The 17,383-nt window shown below is 67.2% G+C and carries 25 protein-coding genes and 1 pseudogene; 12 read left to right on the top strand and 14 right to left on the bottom strand.

The genetic code is table 11. The features are described 5' to 3' along the window. Window positions 1-38 precede the first annotated feature (38 nt). The 3 genes and pseudogenes from ABD210_RS23520 to ABD210_RS32530 all read right to left on the bottom strand — a co-directional run. A complete protein-coding gene (locus ABD210_RS23520; RefSeq protein ID WP_344114479.1) occupies window positions 39-755 on the bottom strand; it encodes a DNA alkylation repair protein in 717 nt (238 codons plus the stop codon). Window positions 756-781: 26 nt separating this feature from the next. Next, on the bottom strand, window positions 782-1,528 hold the full coding sequence (locus ABD210_RS23515; protein WP_344114209.1) for an SDR family oxidoreductase: 747 nt from the start codon (window positions 1,526-1,528) through the stop codon (window positions 782-784). A gap of 102 nt (window positions 1,529-1,630) precedes the next feature. Continuing rightward, a pseudogene (locus ABD210_RS32530) lies at window positions 1,631-1,750 on the bottom strand (DUF305 domain-containing protein); the annotation flags it as partial. 146 nt (window positions 1,751-1,896) lie between these two features. On the opposite strand from ABD210_RS32530, the gene ABD210_RS23510 reads away from it, so the two are divergent. Continuing rightward, entirely contained in the window at window positions 1,897-2,286 is a 390-nt protein-coding gene (locus tag ABD210_RS23510) for an STAS domain-containing protein (RefSeq protein WP_344114208.1), read from the top strand. A gap of 74 nt (window positions 2,287-2,360) precedes the next feature. Here the strand turns inward: ABD210_RS23510 and ABD210_RS23505 are convergent, their stop codons facing one another. Together ABD210_RS23505 and ABD210_RS23500 are read right to left on the bottom strand one after the other, a co-directional pair. Beyond that, complete coding sequence (locus ABD210_RS23505; protein ID WP_344114207.1) at window positions 2,361-3,869, bottom strand: DHA2 family efflux MFS transporter permease subunit; 1,509 nt, start codon at window positions 3,867-3,869, stop codon at window positions 2,361-2,363. A gap of 41 nt (window positions 3,870-3,910) precedes the next feature. Continuing rightward, window positions 3,911-4,621, bottom strand: a complete 711-nt coding sequence (locus tag ABD210_RS23500) for a hypothetical protein (protein ID WP_344114206.1) — start codon at window positions 4,619-4,621, stop codon at window positions 3,911-3,913. Window positions 4,622-4,636: 15 nt separating this feature from the next. Between ABD210_RS23500 and ABD210_RS23495 the strand changes: the two genes are divergently transcribed. The 4 genes from ABD210_RS23495 to ABD210_RS23480 all read left to right on the top strand — a co-directional run bounded on the left by ABD210_RS23495 (window position 4,637) and on the right by ABD210_RS23480 (window position 8,599). Then, on the top strand, window positions 4,637-5,647 hold the full coding sequence (locus tag ABD210_RS23495; protein WP_344114204.1) for a DUF4397 domain-containing protein: 1,011 nt from the start codon (window positions 4,637-4,639) through the stop codon (window positions 5,645-5,647). A gap of 194 nt (window positions 5,648-5,841) precedes the next feature. Beyond that, window positions 5,842-6,339 (top strand): class F sortase, encoded by a 498-nt coding sequence (locus ABD210_RS23490; RefSeq protein WP_344114203.1) that lies wholly within the window; start codon window positions 5,842-5,844, stop codon window positions 6,337-6,339. A 76-nt stretch (window positions 6,340-6,415) separates the two neighbouring features. Beyond that, entirely contained in the window at window positions 6,416-7,789 is a 1,374-nt protein-coding gene (locus ABD210_RS23485; protein WP_344114202.1) for a S41 family peptidase, read from the top strand. Window positions 7,790-7,978: 189 nt separating this feature from the next. Further along, window positions 7,979-8,599, top strand: coding sequence for an L-threonylcarbamoyladenylate synthase (locus ABD210_RS23480; protein ID WP_344114201.1), 621 nt, complete (start codon window positions 7,979-7,981; stop codon window positions 8,597-8,599). A 91-nt stretch (window positions 8,600-8,690) separates the two neighbouring features. Here the strand turns inward: ABD210_RS23480 and ABD210_RS23475 are convergent, their stop codons facing one another. Further along, a complete protein-coding gene (locus ABD210_RS23475; protein ID WP_344114200.1) occupies window positions 8,691-9,272 on the bottom strand; it encodes a dihydrofolate reductase family protein in 582 nt (193 codons plus the stop codon). Between the two features lie 103 nt (window positions 9,273-9,375). Here ABD210_RS23475 and ABD210_RS23470 point away from each other — a divergent pair, with 103 nt between their 5' ends. Together ABD210_RS23470 and ABD210_RS23465 are read left to right on the top strand one after the other, a co-directional pair. Further along, window positions 9,376-9,498 (top strand): hypothetical protein, encoded by a 123-nt coding sequence (locus ABD210_RS23470; RefSeq protein ID WP_344114198.1) that lies wholly within the window; start codon window positions 9,376-9,378, stop codon window positions 9,496-9,498. Between the two features lie 12 nt (window positions 9,499-9,510). Further along, window positions 9,511-10,155, top strand: coding sequence for a nitroreductase family protein (locus ABD210_RS23465; RefSeq protein ID WP_344114197.1), 645 nt, complete (start codon window positions 9,511-9,513; stop codon window positions 10,153-10,155). Here ABD210_RS23465 and ABD210_RS23460 read toward each other — a convergent pair. The 4 genes from ABD210_RS23460 to ABD210_RS23445 form a co-directional block, all read right to left on the bottom strand. Continuing rightward, window positions 10,100-10,507, bottom strand: a complete 408-nt coding sequence (locus ABD210_RS23460) for a hypothetical protein (RefSeq protein ID WP_344114196.1) — start codon at window positions 10,505-10,507, stop codon at window positions 10,100-10,102. The two genes, ABD210_RS23465 and ABD210_RS23460, sit on opposite strands and share 56 nt — an antisense overlap. Window positions 10,508-10,578: 71 nt before the next feature. Beyond that, complete coding sequence (locus ABD210_RS23455) at window positions 10,579-11,091, bottom strand: DNA polymerase ligase N-terminal domain-containing protein (protein ID WP_344114195.1); 513 nt, start codon at window positions 11,089-11,091, stop codon at window positions 10,579-10,581. Between the two features lie 123 nt (window positions 11,092-11,214). After that, the gene (locus ABD210_RS23450) at window positions 11,215-12,042 is read right to left on the bottom strand and encodes a sigma-70 family RNA polymerase sigma factor (protein ID WP_344114194.1); all 828 of its coding nucleotides are present in this window, start codon (window positions 12,040-12,042) and stop codon (window positions 11,215-11,217) included. Window positions 12,043-12,234: 192 nt separating this feature from the next. Next, window positions 12,235-13,107 (bottom strand): LysR family transcriptional regulator, encoded by an 873-nt coding sequence (locus tag ABD210_RS23445; protein WP_344114193.1) that lies wholly within the window; start codon window positions 13,105-13,107, stop codon window positions 12,235-12,237. A gap of 92 nt (window positions 13,108-13,199) precedes the next feature. On the opposite strand from ABD210_RS23445, the gene ABD210_RS23440 reads away from it, so the two are divergent. From ABD210_RS23440 to ABD210_RS23430, 3 genes are all read left to right on the top strand, one after another. Then, entirely contained in the window at window positions 13,200-13,388 is a 189-nt protein-coding gene (locus ABD210_RS23440) for a polyamine aminopropyltransferase (protein ID WP_344114192.1), read from the top strand. A 75-nt stretch (window positions 13,389-13,463) separates the two neighbouring features. Then, a complete protein-coding gene (locus ABD210_RS23435) occupies window positions 13,464-13,610 on the top strand; it encodes a hypothetical protein (protein ID WP_344114191.1) in 147 nt (48 codons plus the stop codon). Between the two features lie 121 nt (window positions 13,611-13,731). Beyond that, complete coding sequence (locus ABD210_RS23430; RefSeq protein WP_344114190.1) at window positions 13,732-14,688, top strand: TIGR03557 family F420-dependent LLM class oxidoreductase; 957 nt, start codon at window positions 13,732-13,734, stop codon at window positions 14,686-14,688. A gap of 39 nt (window positions 14,689-14,727) precedes the next feature. Here ABD210_RS23430 and ABD210_RS23425 read toward each other — a convergent pair whose 3' ends face one another. Genes ABD210_RS23425 through ABD210_RS23415 form a run of 3 tightly spaced genes read right to left on the bottom strand, consistent with a single transcriptional unit; the run spans window position 14,728 to window position 15,862 of the window. Beyond that, complete coding sequence (locus ABD210_RS23425) at window positions 14,728-14,988, bottom strand: DUF4235 domain-containing protein (RefSeq protein WP_344114189.1); 261 nt, start codon at window positions 14,986-14,988, stop codon at window positions 14,728-14,730. Between the two features lie 14 nt (window positions 14,989-15,002). Then, the gene (locus ABD210_RS23420) at window positions 15,003-15,374 is read right to left on the bottom strand and encodes a DUF3618 domain-containing protein (RefSeq protein ID WP_344114188.1); all 372 of its coding nucleotides are present in this window, start codon (window positions 15,372-15,374) and stop codon (window positions 15,003-15,005) included. Continuing rightward, window positions 15,371-15,862 (bottom strand): phage holin family protein, encoded by a 492-nt coding sequence (locus ABD210_RS23415; protein ID WP_344114187.1) that lies wholly within the window; start codon window positions 15,860-15,862, stop codon window positions 15,371-15,373. Before ABD210_RS23415 ends, ABD210_RS23420 begins: the two co-directional genes overlap by 4 nt. 194 nt (window positions 15,863-16,056) lie before the next feature. Here ABD210_RS23415 and ABD210_RS23410 point away from each other — a divergent pair, with 194 nt between their 5' ends. Beyond that, a complete protein-coding gene (locus ABD210_RS23410) occupies window positions 16,057-16,428 on the top strand; it encodes a glyoxalase superfamily protein (RefSeq protein ID WP_344114186.1) in 372 nt (123 codons plus the stop codon). A 140-nt stretch (window positions 16,429-16,568) separates the two neighbouring features. Here the strand turns inward: ABD210_RS23410 and ABD210_RS23405 are convergent, their stop codons facing one another. Next, complete coding sequence (locus ABD210_RS23405) at window positions 16,569-16,766, bottom strand: hypothetical protein (protein ID WP_344114185.1); 198 nt, start codon at window positions 16,764-16,766, stop codon at window positions 16,569-16,571. 392 nt (window positions 16,767-17,158) lie between these two features. Between ABD210_RS23405 and ABD210_RS23400 the strand changes: the two genes are divergently transcribed. Then, window positions 17,159-17,341 (top strand): hypothetical protein, encoded by a 183-nt coding sequence (locus ABD210_RS23400; RefSeq protein WP_344114184.1) that lies wholly within the window; start codon window positions 17,159-17,161, stop codon window positions 17,339-17,341. The last annotated feature ends 42 nt before the right edge of the window (window positions 17,342-17,383 follow it).

Genomic DNA, 17,383 nt, shown 5'->3' with positions numbered 1-17,383 from the left:
ACCGCCCGGACCGCCCGGACCCCCCGGGGAGTGCATGCTCAGTCGCGGACGGACCGTTTGATGGATAGGTACTGCTTGCGGACGTCGGGTGGGAGGCGTTCGAGGGCGTAACGAAGCATGGTGCGGGGCATGGCTGGGGTGTGTTGGTTGAGGAAGGCCAGCAGTTCGTCCTCGGAGATGCGTTTGCCCGCTTCGCGCAGCATCCAGCCGGAGGCCTTGTGGATCAGGTCTTCCTTGTCGTTCAGCACGCGGGCGGACAGCGCGTAGGTATCGGCGGATTGACCGGCGGCTATGAACCAGAGGGTGGCGAGCAGGGCGATCCGGCGTTCCCAGAGGGACGGGGACTCGATCAGCTCGTACAGGATGTCGCGGGGCTTGTCGAAGAGGTAGCCGCCGACGATCTGCGGGGCGCTGCCGTCGATCAGGTCCCAGTTGTTGATGAAGGCGGTGTTGCGGAGGTAGAGCTCGTAGATCGCGGCGAGCTCGGCCGGGTCCGCAGTACGGGGTTTCTGGGCGCGGGCGGCGCGGTCGGCGAGCAGGGCGAGAATCGCCAGGCGGTGTTCGTGGACCGGGCTCGCCAAGGCCTTCTCGAAGTCCGGCAACGCAAGCGAGGCGCGCTGGTAGGGCTTGAGCAGGGTTCGGATCGTCGAGAGCTTGACGCCGATCATCTGGTCCCCGAAGCCGTAGCCGCCCGGCTTCAGCTGGAAGTACCGGCTCAGCGACTCAGCGACCGCGGGGTCCGCGGCCTGATCGATCGAGGCGATGAGTTCGTCGACAGTGCTCAGATCAGCAGCCCTCCGGTGACGCGCAGGTTCTGCCCGGTGATCCAGCGACCGTCGGGTCCGGCCAGGAACGCGACCACGTCGGCGATGTCGGCCGGTTGACCCACGCGGCCCAGAGCGGTCATTCCGACCATCATGTCCGCCGCCTCGGGTGGGTTGGCATTCCTGAACATGTCGGTGTCGGTGGCGCCGGGCGATACGCAGTTCACGGTGATGCCGCGGGGGCCGTACTCCCGGGCGGCGACGGCGGCGAACTGCTCGAGCGCGGCCTTGCTCGCGGCATACAGGGAGATGCCCGGACCAGGGAGAGCGGTGTTCAGGGTCGAGAGGTTGATCACCCGGCCACCGTCCCGCAGTACGGCACCTGCCTGTTGCAGGGCGAAGAAGGGACCCTTCACGTTGGCTGCCATCAGTTCGTCGTACGCCGCTTCGGTGACGTCGGCGATCGGGGTCACCATCGCGGCGGCCGCGTTGCACACGAGGATGTCGAGGCCGCCGGTCGCCTCCGCTGCCAGTGCGAACAGCTTCGGCAGCCCCGCGAGGTCGGCCTGATCAGCCTGTACTGCGCGGGCGCGACCACCCGCCGCCTTCACCAAGCTGACCACCTCTTGCGCGGCGCCCTCGTTGGAGACATAGGTGAACGTGACCTCGGCTCCGTCCGCGGCGAGGCGGCGGACGATGGCGGCGCCGATCCCCCGCGAACCGCCAGTGACGAGCGCCGCCTTTCCATCGAGAGTGCCGCCCATCAGAGCTCCTTCTGCAGCTGTCGCATCGTCGCGATCTCCTCGGTCTGCGTCACGGTGACGTCCTGGGCCAACTCGCTGACCCGGAGGTCCGACCCCGTTCTCGAGTTGCTCCCCGCTCATCGTCACCGCGCCCTCATGATGCTTGATCATCAGCTGCACGAACAGGGTGTCGAACGCCACGCCAGTGGTCTGCTGCAACGAGGCCAGCTGGGCCGGCGGCAAATGCTAAGCGCTTACATCACGCTCCGAGGTCACTCGCCTGAGAACCGTTGTGACCTCGCGGCGTTCGGGCATACGGTTACGTCAGGGCTGCCTCCGCCACGCCAGGACCGACCGGCGTCCGCGGACCAACCCGGGAAGAGACCGTCGTGACCACCCAGCCAGAGTCGCAGGACGGCGAGATGATCAGGACCACCTTCGATGCGGTCACCGAACAACTGCAAGCCGGTGTGTTGCTCGTCCGGCTGTCCGGTGAGATCGACATCGCGACCACCGACTTCGCCGCCGAGTCGATCCGGGCCGCAATAGCACCACCGGCGCAGCTCGTCCTGATCGACGTGTCGGCGGTGACGTTCTGCAGTTCCGCCGGCCTCGGCAACCTGGTCGAGGCACGGCAGTTGGCCGGTCGACATGGAATCGATCTCGCACTGGTCGGGGTCGGGAGACCGGTCGACCGCCCGTTGACGATCACGGGTCTCGGCCGCGAGTTCCGCATCTTCGCCTCCGTCGCGGACGCTCTGCAGCACGGCGTCACCTGATCACTGGGTTGGAGCTGTTCTGCGAGATCCGGGATGAGTGCGGCGTGCACTGGTTGGGATTTGTCGACTTGTCTTCACCGTGAGGCCTTGGTGCCTGGGCAGTTCGACAGGGGCGGCGATTCCAAGGCGCAGTGCCGGTGGCTGCCCACCAGAACCGGCACCTTCAAGGAGGGTTGGCGCACGCCGAGCGTGACCCAGGCCAGTACGCCGCCGGCCGCGGCCAGCGCGGCCGAGATCCACATCGCCATGGTGAATCCATCACTGAAGGCACCCGGGTCACGGTAGGAATCACCAGTGATCCCTGCCGCCAGCGGGATCGCCGCGACCGAGATCAGCTGAGCAGATCTCGCGACTGCGTTGTTCACGCCGGACGCGATCCCCGCATGGTGGTCCTCGACGGAGGACAGCACCGTCGCCGTCAGCGGCGCGACCGTCGAGACCAGGCCAAGACCGAGCACGAGGACGGCAGGCAGTACTGCGCTGACGTAGCCGGCGCCCGGCTTGATCCGCAGCATCAGCAGGAATCCCACGGCCATCAGGAACGGCCCGATCGTCATCGGAATCCTCGGTCCGATCCGGTCGGCCAGGCCTCCGGCATAGCCCGAGAGGGTGAGCATCAACAGGGTCATCGGCAGCAGTGCCGCACCCGCCCCGATTGCCGAGTAGCCGAGGCCCGTCTGCAAGTACACGACCACCAGGAAGGTGGCGGTTCCGAGAGCGCCGTACACGACGACGGTGACCAGGTTGGCGCCGGTGAAGCGCACGTTGGCGAAGATGCCCGGTGGCAGCATCGGGTGCGAACTGCGGCGTTCGACCTCGACGAACACCGCGAGCGCGACGACCCCGATCACCAGGGAGGCCAGCACAGTGGCGTCACCGAACCCGCGGTCGCCGGCGCTGATCAGGCCGTAGGTGAGGCCTGCGAGGCCGACTGAGGCGAGGATCGCGCCGTTGATGTCGAGCTTGCCGGTCGAGGTCTCGTCGCGGGTGTCGGGGACGTGTCGCATCGCCACCAGAACGGTCACCAGTGCGAGCGGGAGGTTGATCAGGAAGATCCACCGCCACGAACCACTGTCGACCAGGTAGCCGCCGACGAACGGGCCGATCGCCGCGGCGACCGACGTGAGACCGGACCAGGCTCCGACCGCCTTGCCGCGATCGGAATGCCGGAAGCTGGTCTGCAGGATGGCGAGGCTGCCCGGGGTGAGCAGAGCTCCGCCGACGCCTTGCAGCACGCGGCCGGCGATCATCACCCCGAGGGTCGGGGCTACCGCGCAGACAACTGAGGCGACCGCGAACCAGATCACCCCGACGACGAAGAGCCGCCGCCGGCCGAGCCGGTCGCCTAGCGAACCGCTCAGCAGGATCAGGGAGGCCAGCATCAGCATGTACCCGTTGATGATCCACTGCAGACCGGCGATGCCGGCATTGAGGTCCTTGCCCATCGCCGGTAGCGCGACGTTCACCACCGTGCCGTCGAGAAAGGCCATGCCGGAGCCGAGCGCCGTTGCTGCCAGCACCCACCTGGCACGGGCCGTGCCGAAGGCGATCCGATCCGATTCCTCGGGCTGAGCATCGACCATGAGCCCACAATAGGCTCAGCGGCGGTGCTCAGTTGGGGTGTTCAGGGCTGGATCGGGAGGTCCAGTTGGAGTACTACGAGTGTCTTCGCGGCCGGGATCCCCTGTTGAATGGCGAGCCGCGGTACTTGCCCGACCGCGCAGCGCGTCTCCGTGAGCTGCGGGCAGACGGCGTTGAGCAGTCCGCCGCCGACCACGATGAGATCCGTTGGCAAGCTGCCATCCACACCGGCTGTCAATGGTCTGATCGCGGCTGAAGCGCGACCTGGCCTCGACTGTTGCCGCCGCACGGACGAGTCCTCCAGCCGGTAGGTGATGGCGAATTTCGTGGCAGCGGTGAACAGTTGGAGAACCCGCGATCTGCTCAGCTCGGGCTGATCCAACGGCACCGGAAGGCCGTCTCCCACGATCCGCAGTCCGGTCGCTTTCGGGGTCGTCGGGGTCATCATCCCCTGTAGCCGCCGACCCGACTGTGGCAACCGCAACGGCAACCTGACGGTCGCGTTGCGCAGCACCACCTCTTCGGTGATGTCGAAGCTGCCGTCGGCTTTCGGCCGTGCGGACAGCCGGATACCCGGCGCACCCAGTCCGTGACCCTGGGGTGTCGGCGATGCCAGGACAGGCGCGGAAATCCCGCCCCTGACCAGCAGTCCGGGGCTTGGCGGAGTCGGGCTTGCCAGCTCCGAGGAACAGGCAGCGGTCGCGCCGAACCCCAGTGTCAGCGCGGCCAGCGCGAGCCTCCTGGCAAAAGACATGAGCCATCGCCCCCAATGACCCGGGCAACCTCTGGTGGCTGGGTCGACTTCCGAATACGATACGCCGGAATTAGCTTTGTCAGGCAATTCATGAATGTCGTTACCGGGGGAGGGGAAATGCTGGAACGGAGCGTATCCGGGCAATTCCGAACGGTCATGAAGGCGATCGGTAAAAGTCGGCCGGCAATTACGAGAAGGCCAGGTCCGCATTATCCCAGGGTGGTTTCCCTGATGCTCGCGGTGACGGTCGCGGGCCTCTCGGGACTCCTTGCGATCCCAGCGCGAGCAGCTGGCAACGGTCAGGTGTTCGTCGTCCAGGGGCTGCCCGGCCGCACGGTGGACATCTCCGTGGATGGCAGGACGGTCGCCCAAGGGGTGAAGGCGACGGAGGTGGCCGGACCCTTCACGGTGACGGCGGGTCAACGCAAGATCACGGCCCGCGACGCCGGGAAAGTGGTGATCGAGAGGATGGTGTCGGTGGGGGCCGGCAGCAACCTCGACGTCGTCATCCACCGCCCGGTCGCGCCCACGGCGCCGCCGGTGATCACCACCTACGTGAACAAGTTGGCGGCCGTCCCGACCGACAAGGCGGCGTTGCGCGTCGCCCACGATGCGGCGGTCGGACCGGCGGATATCCGCGTGAACGGCAAAGTGTTGTTCGCGAACGTGGCGAATGGTGAATCACTCGACGTAGTCGTTCCTGCCGGAAAGTATTCGGTCGATATTGTGCCCGCGGGCGCGAGTTCGCCGGTTGTTCTCGGTCCGCTGGCATTACCAGTGCGGGCTGGCTATCTGACCCGTGTGTTCGCGGTGGGGGATCCGAACGTGAAGACGATGACTGTCGCGGTGGCCACTCTTCGGCTGGGGAGTACCGGCACCGGCAAGCCGGACCAGGTGAACACCGGGACCGGTGGCCAGGCAGCTGATCTGATGGACCGCGGATCCTCGTCCGCACCGCTGGTCGCCCTGTTGATCGCCGGCGCCCTGCTGGCGCTCGTGATGGTGCGGAAGGTCGTGCGTCGCTGAAGAAGTTCTTGCTCGGGCTGCTGTTGTCCTGCATGGCCCTGGAGGGGTGCGCCACGCAGGTGGATGAGGCGGTCCCGAGTCCCAGTGGGGGCGGCGGCGCCGCGGCTGTGGGGCAGCCGGCGCCGCCGTCCGTGCAACCCGGCCGGGCGTTCGCACTGCCAGAGAGAGCCTCCGTGCCACCGGGAACAGCCTCTGTGCCACCGGGAAGAGTCGGTACGCCGGCCGCGAGCCAGCGAGTCCGCTTCATCCCGGCCGAGGTGGTTCTCCCGGGTGGGGCCCAGGCGCCGGTTCTCCCGGCGAGCACGGTGGGCGGTCAGCTGGTCGTGCCGGAGCGAGTCCAGCGGGTCGGTTGGTGGGACGGTGGCGCCGAGGCGGGTGATCCGTTCGGGTCGATCGTCCTGGCCGGCCACGTCGACTCGGCTACCGACGGGCTAGGGTTCTTCGTCCGCTTGCTGCGGGTCAGGCCCGGCGAGGTCGTCGTGCTCCGCGGCGCCGGCCACAGCGCGTCGTACCGGATCGGGTCGCTGGTCTCCGTGCCGAAGGACGCGCTGGCGACGAAGAGCGGCGCCTTCGACCAGACAGGGGATCACAGGCTGGTGCTGATCACCTGTACGGGTGCCTATGACCGGGCGCGGGGCGGCTACGAGAAGAACCTGGTGGTGACGGCGACGCCGATCAGGCTGGCTCGCTAGGGGTGGGGTTATGCCTACCTGGGATGGGGTGTTCGGCCCATGGTTCGCCGGTCGCCTCGAGCCAAGACTGGTCGGCATGGACCTTCAGAAGTTCCGCCCAGGTCGCCGACAGCTGTTGGCCGTCGGAGTCGCCGCCGGGCTCGTGGCTGCTCCACTCTCCGCACCGCTGGCGGCAACAGCCGCCGCGTCGATCGATGGCGTCTGGCAGACAGACGGCTACGGCGTGATCGTTGCCGTCGACAACGGTAAGGCACAGCTCTACTCCACCACGAGCATCTCTTGTACTCCGGCCGCGGTCTTCCGTCAGGACGGCAACCGCTTCACCACCAAGGACGAACAAGCCTTCACTGTGCAGGTCAAGCGCGATCAGGCGACGATGCACGTCGAGGGCAACGTCGGCGACAAACGTCTTCGCCGGCTGGAGGGTATGCCGAGGAGTTGCACGCGACCAGGTGCCACCGGCCCGCTCGCGGTATTCGACCAGTTCTGGACCGACTACGCGGAGAACTATCCGTTCTTCCAGGCCAAGGGGATCGACTGGAACGCGGTCCGCGCGCAGTACCGGCCGCGGGTCAAGCCGGATCTGTCCGACGATGCGTTGTTCGACCTGCTCGCGGCGATGATCAAGCCGCTTGGCGACGCGCACACCGCTATCGGGATCCCTGACGGGCGCCGCTTCATGGGAGTCCGCCCGGGGACGACCTTCCCAGACGAGGTCCTCGAGGCCAAGCTGCGCCCCTACATCGAGCAGACCGCGTTGAAAGCCGTGAAGTTCACCTCGTATGCCCACGACAGGATCGGGTACGCCGAGCTGCCCGGGCGGATCGGCTACCTGCGAGTGATCGCGTTTCTCGGCTACAGCGGCATCGCCGACTACAACGCCGAGTTGAACACCTTGAACCAGACGCTCGACAAGATCCTGAAGCCCAACCTGCGCGGGCTGATCATCGACCTGAGGATCAACGGCGGCGGCTCCGACCAGCTTGCGCTGGACCTCGCCTCCCGGTTCACCGACAAGCCGTTCTTCGCCTACTTCAAGCGCGCCCGGAACGACCCGCAGGACGCGTCCGCCTTCACCCCACCACAGCCGCTGTTCGTGCAGCCCGCGAAGGGTCACCCCACCTACACCGGCCCGATCGTGATGCTGACCGGGGGTTCACAGCTGAGCGCGGGCGAAACCTTCACCCAGGCGATGATGAACCGCGCGCCGCGCCCGATCCGCGTCGGCGAGAACACCCAGGGCGTCTTCTCCGACACTCTGCAACGCAAACTCCCGAACGGCTGGAGGTACATCCTCCCCAACGAGGAGTTCCGCACCCTCAACTGGAAGTCCTACGACGGCCGCGGCATCCCACCCGACATCCGCACCCCGGTCTTCACCCCCGCCGAGCTCGCCGCCCACCGAGACTCCGCCTTCACCGAAGCGCTCCGGTTGCTCACCAGAAAATAGCCGACATGCTGCGCACGTGCGCCGACGGACAACTGGAGCCTGGAGTGCGACTACCACTTCGGTGGCTACGCGAATCGCATTCCGCAGATCTGAGCGGTTGGATCAGGCGGAAGGCGAATCTCCCAGCCAGTCCGGACGCAAGCGGCGAGCTCGGCGGGGGTGGGGAGCGGTGGGCGCTAGGGTCGGGGGATGGCGAGGTATTTCGATGTGCATCCGGAGAATCCGCAGAAGCGCGCGGTGGGGCAGGTGGTCGAGCTCGTTCGGGAGGGTGGGCTGATCGCGTATCCGACGGACTCGTGCTTCGCGCTCGGGTGTGCGCTGGGGAACAAGGACGGGATCGACCGGATCAGGAGCATCCGGCAGCTCGACGACCGGCATCACTTCACGTTGGTATGCCAGGACTTCGCGCAGCTCGGGCAGTTCGTGCACATCAGCAATGCGGTGTTCCGCTCCATCAAGGCGGCGACGCCGGGCAGCTACACGTTCATCCTGCCGGCGACCAAGGAAGTGCCGCGTCGGCTGCTGCATCCGAAGAAGAAGACGGTCGGGGTGCGGATTCCTGACCATGTAGTGGCGCGGGCGCTGGTGGAGGAGCTCGGGGAGCCGCTGCTGTCGAGCACGCTGTTGCTGCCCGATCAGGAAGAGCCGATGACGCAGGGCTGGGAGATCAAGGAACTCCTCGACCACCAGGTCGACGCCGTGGTCGACTCCGGCGACTGCGGAACCGAACCGACCACCGTGATCGACTTCTCCGAGGACTTCCCCGAAATCGTCCGCGTCGGCGCCGGCGACCCCCGACCCTTCGAGTAGTCGGACGTACTGGCCTACTTCGACCGGCCCGGCACCAGCAACGGTGTGTCACCGTTCGCAGTGGACTTCTTCGCGTACCCGCTCAGATCGGTCAACGGCGCACCCGATAGCGCAGGTGAAGCACCCGGTTGCCCTGAATCACCACGTCAGGATCCTCCAACAGATGCTGAGCGTGGACCGTCCCGAAGTAGCGCTTGCCGGACCCGAACACGACGGGTACGACGTCCATGCGCACCTCGTCGACCAGGCCCGCGGCAAGCACCTGGCCACCGACGTCGCCGGCGGCGACCTCGACCACGCGGTCACCCGCGAGCTCCTGCGCCTTGGCCACGGCGGCCTCGACGCCGTCGACGAAGTGAAACGGCGCCTCGGGGTCCCAGCCCTCGGGCTCCGGCCGGTGCGTCACGACGACCACGTGGTCGATCCCGCCCGGAGGCTTCCCGTCCCAGCCGTCCGTCATGTCGAAGACATGGCGGCCGACGAGTGTCGCCCCGATCTGGTCCCAGTACGGCCGGGTGTAGTCGTAGGACGTCTGCGACACCTTCAGCTCGCCGCTCTCGTCCAACGGGACGTCACCGCTGGACAACCAGTCGAACAGCGGTCCGGGCTGGTCATTCTCGTCCGCGACGAAGCCGTCCACCGACACCGAGCTGTACATGACCACCTTGCCCACGGGGCTCTCCTTTGCTTTGGGGTGCCCCCAAATTAGCGTGTCGTGAGCTGTCGCTCTTGCAAGAAATCAATCGGCCGGCAGCGCACCCGGCCACGTGCGGATCGTGTTCTTCGATGACGCCGTCCTGATCGACGAAGGCCTGACGTCACAGTGGCCCGCCCACGACAATCACCTGCACGTCCGCTTCTGCGAGAAGGTCCACCCCAACAGCCTGTATACCTGCTGACAGACTGAGGATGTGACCACACTCGACCTGACTCCTGACGAACTGCTCACCACCACCCGGACGGTCCGTAAGCGGCTCGATCTCGAGCGGCCGGTGCCGATGGAGTTGGTGCGTGAATGCATCGAGATCGCGCTCCAGGCTCCCTCGGGCAGCAACCGCCAGACGTGGCACTGGCTGGTGATCACCGATCCGGAGAAGCGGGCCGCGATCGGCGAGTACTACCGGCGGGCGGTCGCGGAGTACCTGGGATCCTCGGGTGCGGCCGGCAAGCTCTACTCCGACGACGCCGAGCGGGCGCCGGTCCAGCAGCGGGTCGGCTCGAGCGTGGAGTACTTGGGTGAGCGGATGGGTCAAGTTCCGGTGCTGGTGATCCCGTGCCTACAGACCAAGTCGTTGCCTGCGGGCAACCAGGCCGGGCTATGGGGTTCGATCCTGCCGGCCGCCTGGAGCTACTGTCTGGCCGCTCGGGCTCGCGGACTCGGGACGGCCTGGACGACTCTGCACCTGAAGTACGAGAAGGAGATCTCCGCACTGCTCGGCGTCCCAGAGGACGTCCACCAAGCTGTACTGCTACCGACGGCCTACTACACCGGCGACAGGTTCAAGCCCGCCCCGCGTCAGCCGCTGGATCAGATCCTCCACGTTGACGCCTGGTGACGACGTGCAGGAGAGCGACCTGGTCCTTGGCCGCTTCGAGTTCGTGGGAAAGTTCGGTCAGCGTATCGCCGATCTGATGGACGGCGTCCGCGGTCAGACCCAGGAGATCGCCGGGGGAACCGCCGTCCGGTTCGACGCCGTCACGCCAAGCGGCGTGGTCGGTCGCGTCGGCGAGATGTCCGCCCAGACAGTCCGCCAGCCGGGCCGCCGAGCTGATCACCGCGCCGAGGCCGGCCAGCATCTCCTCCCAGTTCTCGGCGGAGGATTCGAATCGCACTTCCTCGAGCCGGGTCACCTCGTTCAGCGCCGTCGTGGCGGTCGCGAAGGCGGCGCCGGAGTCCGCACTGCACATCGGGGTGACCTCCTCGGCTGCAGGCCGGCTCGATCCGGTCCAGGGGACGTCGGTACCCCGAGTGGTCCCGTCTATGCGTCGGAACCGGTGGCCGCCATCTCCTCGATGCTGAGGCCGCTGAGGATGGATTGCGGTTCCGCCGTGGTGAGGTCCAGGGTCGGATCGGCGGCCGCGTCGCGGACCTTCACCATCAGCCAGTCGCCGTCACGGTCCGTGCGGGTGAAGGCCCAGGCGCCGTTCAGCTTCACGCCCTGCAAACGGAACTTGAAATGGCCGCGCTCGATCGCCTCGGCAGGATCGATCAGGCGGCGCTGCTTGTCCTTGGTGAGGTTCTGGTAGACGCCTGCGTCCCAGACGATCACCGCGCCGCTGCCATACTTGCTCTCGGCAAGGACCCCTTCGTACTCGGCGTACTCGATCGAGTGGTCGCTGGTCGGCACGGCGAGCCGTTTGACGGAAGGATCCAACGACGGCCCGCGCGGGACCGCCCAGGACTTCAGCACTCCGTCGACCTCGAGCCGGACGTCATAGTGCAGCCGGCGGGCATCGTGCAGCTGGACAACGAAGATCGGTGCCTCAGGCATCTGGTGTCGACCTCCGCAGGTGGTCCGCCGCACAGACAAGTCTACGGCGGACCACCGCGGGGAGGGCGCTACCGCGGTGACGAGGGCTGGATCAGGCCGCGGTAGCGGCGGGAGGGCTGTGGATCAGGCCGCTGCAGCGGCAGGCGGCTCGATCTGGTCGCGCAGGCGGTCGAGAATCCCGCGCAGCAGGCGGGAAACCTGCATCTGGCTGACGCCGATCTCAGCGCCGATGTCAGCCTGGGTGTGACCCTCGACGAAGCGGAGCTCGAGGATCTTGCGTTCACGCGGTGCCAGGTCGTTCAGCACCGGTTCGAGCACTGCGACGGCCTCGGTCCGCTCGAAGGCGGAATCCTCTTCGTCGGCGATCGTGTCGGCCAGGTTCGCCGTCGACTCACCGTCGACCGGCCGATCCAGCGAGAGGACGGAGAAGCAGCCGTCCGCGGCGATCGCGGCCTCCACCTCGCCGACCTCGGCGCCGATCTCGACGGCCAGTTCTTCCAGGGTCGGATCGCGCTGCAGATCCTGCACCAGCTGGGGCCGCGCCGCGGCGATGGATCCCTGTAGTTCTTGCAGTCTGCGCGGAATGCGAACGGTCCACGAGCAGTCGCGGAAGTACCGTTTCACCTCGCCGCGAATGGTCGGTACGGCGTACGCGAGGAACGGCGTCTCCGTATCCGGGCGGTAGCTGCGGGCGGCCTTGACCAGCCCGAGGAAGGCAACCTGGTCCAGGTCGTCGGATTCGACTCCGCGGCCGCGGAAGCGGCTCGCAATGCTGTGGGCGATGCCGAGATTCAGCTCGATCGCCTGGTCCAGCAGCGACTGCCGGACTTCTTCGTTCGTGGATTTCGCTCGCTGGTCCAGAAGGGACCTGGTGAGTCTGTCGCGGCGCTGCTTCGGATCGGATGCTGCAGTCTGCTCGTCGACGGTGGTGCTGGCAAGTACGGTAACCATGATTCTTGACCTCGCGACTGTTAGTCACGGCGCGGCACATGTCTGGACCGCGGTCAATTGATCTGGAGTCATTCCTACCCCATGGTCCGCGAAGTTATGCATCCGACTTTCGACCTTCACCAACCAGGAAGCATCGAGACACGACGGAAATACTGTCTGTGTTGAAGAAACGGTGTCGCGGCGCGCGAAGACTCAGTCGAGGTCACGCAGCGCAGCCAGCGCAGCCGCCGGGGTGCGAGCTGTGTCACGCCAGCGCAGTGCCCACCCGTACGGCGGGACGCCGGCGGCGAGGGGGCGCACGACGACGCCGTCGGGACAGGGCGTAGAGAGCAGCCCGAGCGCGACGCATTCACCGGCACGCACTAGTTCAAGTGCGGAACTGGTTCCGTCCGTACTTGCGGGATGGCGACGTGGCGTGAACCCCGCCGTATGACAGCAAGCCAGCACGAACTCGTTCCACTCCGGCGCGAAGTCGTCCCGCGGGAGGTAATGCGTCTCTCCGGTCAGCTCCCGTACGGCGACGGTGTCCGACTTGGCGAGTGGGTGATCCGCCGGCAGCGCGACGCCGAGTGCCTCCCGCCGGATGATGCGTTGGCTGAGGCCGTCCGGGCAGCGCGCGGTGGATCCACACAACGCGAGGTCCAGCGAACCGTCGAGCAGGCGTTGCTCCTGGTCGCGGGAACCCCGGCTGCTCACCTCCAGCCGGAGCGACGGGAGGCGGTCGCGCAGGCGGGCGAGTACCGCGCGCGGAGTCGCGAGGTCGGACTGCAGCACGTCGATGCGCAGGACCTGGTCCCGGCCGGCCGCGGCAGTGGCCTCGGCGGCCCCCGACCTGATCGCAGCCAGCGCGGCTCGCGCGTGTGGCAGGAAGGCGTCACCCGCTGCTGTCAACGTCACGCCTCGCGGCGAGCGGTCGAAGAGCTGGGCGCCGAGTTGGGTCTCCAATCGGCGGATCTGGTTGCTGAGCGCCGGCTGTGAGACGTAGAGCCGGCGTGCGGCTGCGGTGAAGTGCAGTTCCTCCGCCATGACCAGGAAATACCGCACCAGCCGTAGATCGACGTCCATGACCTTCCCACCTGCAGTGATAACCAGAACATGTGACGTTAGTGCGACTGGGTGTTGTACGTCGAGCCCCTGGGCCACCGAACGTCATTCGTATGACGACACTTCGTGAGGGCCTGCGGGCGTTCCCGTCTGTCGAGGTTGTTGCCGTTGACATCGATCCGCTGCTGCTCGATCTCGCCCGCGATGCGTTCGCCGCAGACGAGCGCGTCGAGGTGGTGTCGAGGCAACTGGCCGAGCCTCCCTGGACCGACGGCCCCGGCGGCGGGGTAACGACGTGCTGATCCTCGCGGTCCGCGGATGAGGCGCATACGAGGTCGGCGCGGGGGTACCTGCCGGGTTCTGGGAAGGAGTCCTTCATGACAGAGCCTCCGGCCGACCACACCGACTTGGATGAATCTCGGATCGAAGACCTGATCGACGAGACGCGCGGTCCGGAAGAGGACCCGCCTGAGGCCACCGATGTGGCCGAGGAGATGCCGGTCACCCCCGAGCCGCCCGACTAGTTGCCGGTGGCGGCCCCGGCGCTGTCTGCTCAACGCCGGGGCCTTGGGCAACCAGTACTTGCTGACCCTCAGGTGCCCAGGGGCAACCAATCCATTCGTTTCCACAGGAGGTTTCGATCACATGCGAGTCGGGTTCAAGTTGATCGCGGAAGCGTTCTCACCCACTGAGATCGTCGCGCAGGCCGTCCGTGCCGAGGAGGCCGGCTTCGATTTCGTCGAGGTGAGCGACCACTTTCATCCGTGGGTGTCCGAGCACCAGCACTCGGGGTTCGCGTTCTCGATGCTGGCGGCAGCGGCGGCCCGGACCTCGACGATCGAGCTCGCGACCGGGGTGACCTGCCCGTTCATCCGGTATCACCCGGCCGTGGTGGCTCAGGCCGCGGCGACCACCGCGCTGTTGTCGGACGGGCGGTTCACGCTGGGTATCGGTGCCGGTGAGCGTCTGAACGAGCACGTGGTCGGCGCGGGCTGGCCGGCGGTCGCCGTACGGCACGAGATGCTTCGCGAGGCGCTGGAGATCATCCGGCTGCTGTGGAGCGGTGGCTACCAGTCCTACGACGGTAAACACCTGAAGCTCGAGGACGCGCGGGTCTTCGATCTGCCCGACCCCTTGCCACGGATCGCCGTCGCTGCGGGCGGACCGGCCGCAGCGCGGATCGCAGGCGAGCTCGGCGACGCCTTGTTCGCCACCGAGCCACGCGACGACCTCGTCACGGCGTACAAGTCGGCAGGTGGGACAGGGCCGCGGTACGCCGAGGTGCCGCTGGCCTGGGCCCGTTCTGAGGAGGACGGCGCGGAGTCGGCTCGCAAGCTCTTCAGGTTCGGGGTGACCGGTTGGAAGGTGCAAGCCGAACTGCCGAACCCGGTGAACTTCGACGCCGCCACCAAGACGGTGACGGCGGATCACCTGCGGGAGCAGTTCGGCTGCGGTCCGGACGTGGCCCGGCATGTCGAGGTCGCGAAGCAGTTCGTCGACGCGGGGTTCGACCAGCTCGCGCTGATCAACGCGGGACCGGACATGGACGGCTTCTTCGACTTCTTCGCCAAGGAGCTGAACCCGGCCCTGCACGAGTTGTGACTAGCGGCACGAGTTGTGACTAGCGCGGGACCGGCGGCTCTAGTCGCCCGGCCATTCGCCGGTCCAGCGTTGGAAGGCCTTGGCGCCACCGCGGTCTATCGCTGCTTTGACCACGCCGTACACGGCGCCCTGAAGGGCAGCGACCAGCAGGATCTTGCGCCAGGGGTACTCCGACTGGAGGGCGTCGGGAGCGTCCTCCTCGTCGGAGATTCGTCGCCAGACCTGCTTGAAGACAACGCTGGCGACCAGACCTCCGGCGATCCCCGAGATCAGGCCGAACGGACGGTACGCGACCTTCATTGCCTTGTTGCTGCTCACTTGTGGCGCCCGGCGATCCATGCAGCCGCACCTACGCCGAGCGCTACTGCACCACCAACGGCCGCCGTCGCCTTCGGATGCCGCCGGGTCAACGCCGGCATTTCCTTCGCGCGGACCGGCAGATTCTTGGCGTACTCGGGGAAGTGCTTGGCTCGCTCGGCCGCCGTTTGCTTGGCGCGCTGACCTGCTTCGCCGGCGACCTGTACTGCGCGGTGCCCGGCCTGGCTGGCGGATTCCTTGATCCGGCGCGGCACATTCAGCTGGCGGCTGAGCTCCTGGACCGTCTCGGCCAGGTGTTGCCTGGTCAGCTCCAGGTCGGCGCGGAGCGCCTCGGTCTCACTCAACTGGCTGTCCTTCGTGGTCGTCATACCGTGGCCTTTCCGTCCGGCTGGTGGCTGCTGAGCTGCTGGCCGCTGAGCTGCTGACCCGTGTGCTGGTGGCCCTTGAGTGCTTCGAGGTCCTCGTGGACGCCCTCGACGGCGCGCTGCGGAACGGGCGGTGTCGCTTGCGTGACGTGCCGCTTCCCAAGCAGCGCGGCAACACCAGCGACCGCGAACAGCAGCAGCGCGATCAACAGAGCCGACAACCACGCCGGTACTGCGGCCGCAAGGCCGAGGATGGCCGCCGCGACTAGGGCGCCGAGGCCGTAGAAGGCCACCGTGCCGGCTCCGCCGAACAGCCCGAGCCCGATGCCGGCCTCCTTGCCTTTGACCTTCAGCTCCGCCTTGGCGAGCTGGAGCTCGTCGCGAACCAGCCGGCTCACGTCGCTGCTCAACTGGGCGACCAGGGCGCCGACGTGCTCGTCCTGTCCGGTCCGGTGACCGTCATCCCGGACGGCCCGTGGATGCGTCGTCATGGTGCCTCCCGTGTTTGGCATACCGCCCAGGTACCCAGGGGTGGTCACACCAAGCAACCGCACCAGTTTTGTCGGTGGCAGGTTCTGCGCTGCTTTACGGGTGGCGCTGCTTTCCGGGCGGCTCTGTCGGCCGGCCGGTTTGGTCCGTGCCGGGCGGTAGGTTGCTGACCTCAGGAACGATCGGGAGGACAACGATGGACTGGAAGCTCGAACTGGTGTCGGTGCCGGTGTCGGACGTCGACCGCGCCAAGGCCTTCTACACCGAGAAGATCGGCTTCCACGCCGACCACGACCACCAGGTGACCGAGGACCTGCGGTTCGTGCAGCTGACCCCGCCGGGCTCGGCCTGTTCCATTGCCATCGGCACCGGTATGGCCCAGGCCGAGCCCGGGTCCGTCCGCGGCCTGCAGGTGGTCGTCGGCGACGTCGCCGCCGCCCGCGCGGAACTGGTCGAACGTGGCGTGGAGGTCAGCGAGATCGAGGAACACCCCTGGGGCCGCTTCGTCTACTTCGACGACCCCGACGGCAACGGCTGGGCGCTGCAACAGATCCCCACCTACAGCTAGAACCGCCTACAGCTAGAACCGCCGGCAGCTAGAACCCCGGCAGCCAGACCCCCTGCACCTAGAACCCCGGCAGCCGGACCCGCGGCAGCCAGAACCCCCGGGCGACGATCGGTGTCCGGGGGTTCTTGGGGGGCGTGCGGCTAGTCCCGGGGAAGTTGCTCGTTCGGGTCCTCGTCCGGGTCGGGTTCCGGCTCGTGGACCGGCTGGGACAGTGGACTGTCGTCGCCCGGCCGGACGCCGACGTTCGGGTTGTCGAGACCGGGATCCACCAGGTCGGGATTCTCGGGATCGCTGCCCGGACCCATCGGCGTTACCGGGCGAATCGGATTGGTACTCATCTTCTCCTCCTTCGCCCGCGCTCCGCGCAACCGCGAACCGCGCCCCCGCCCAGTACCCGCCGGTACCGGATCCCAAGCCGTATCCCACGCCGGCCGGCCACACGCCCGCGCACGAAAACACGTGGACGAACGCAGTCGCACAAGGGAATCCCCGAGGTGGCAATGCCGGGGTGGCCTGGAGGCAGCCTGGGAGCGGACAGTTCGAGATATCGCTGTATTCGCCTTCGTCACCGGTTGTAGGGTGGCCTTTGGTTGAGCAGCCAGCCGGCGTTGGATGCGTCGGCGACTGCGGTCCCTGCCGAGGACGAACGATGACCGATCTGCATCACCCTCCGAGAACTGCCGCACGACGCGGCAAATCCGTTGCCGCCCCTGTCCAGAAGTCGAGTGCCATGCCCCTTGCGACTCCAACGGCGACTCTGTCCAGCCCGCACCCGCAGCCCATCGACGTCCAGGTCCAGATCGGCGGTCGCTGGATCGCGGGCCAGGCCTTGACCCGGCGCGACAACGAGATACTGGTCAGCCACCACGGCCACCTGGTCTGGGTGGACGAGCAACAGGTCCGTACGCCGTAGTCCTCCGGGCGCCGCACGGCGAGCGATCGTGCGAAATCCCTA

The organism is Kribbella alba (assembly GCF_039529635.1).
GTDB lineage: Bacteria > Actinomycetota > Actinomycetes > Propionibacteriales > Kribbellaceae > Kribbella > Kribbella alba.
This window is presented reverse-complemented; position numbering and strand designations above follow the sequence as displayed.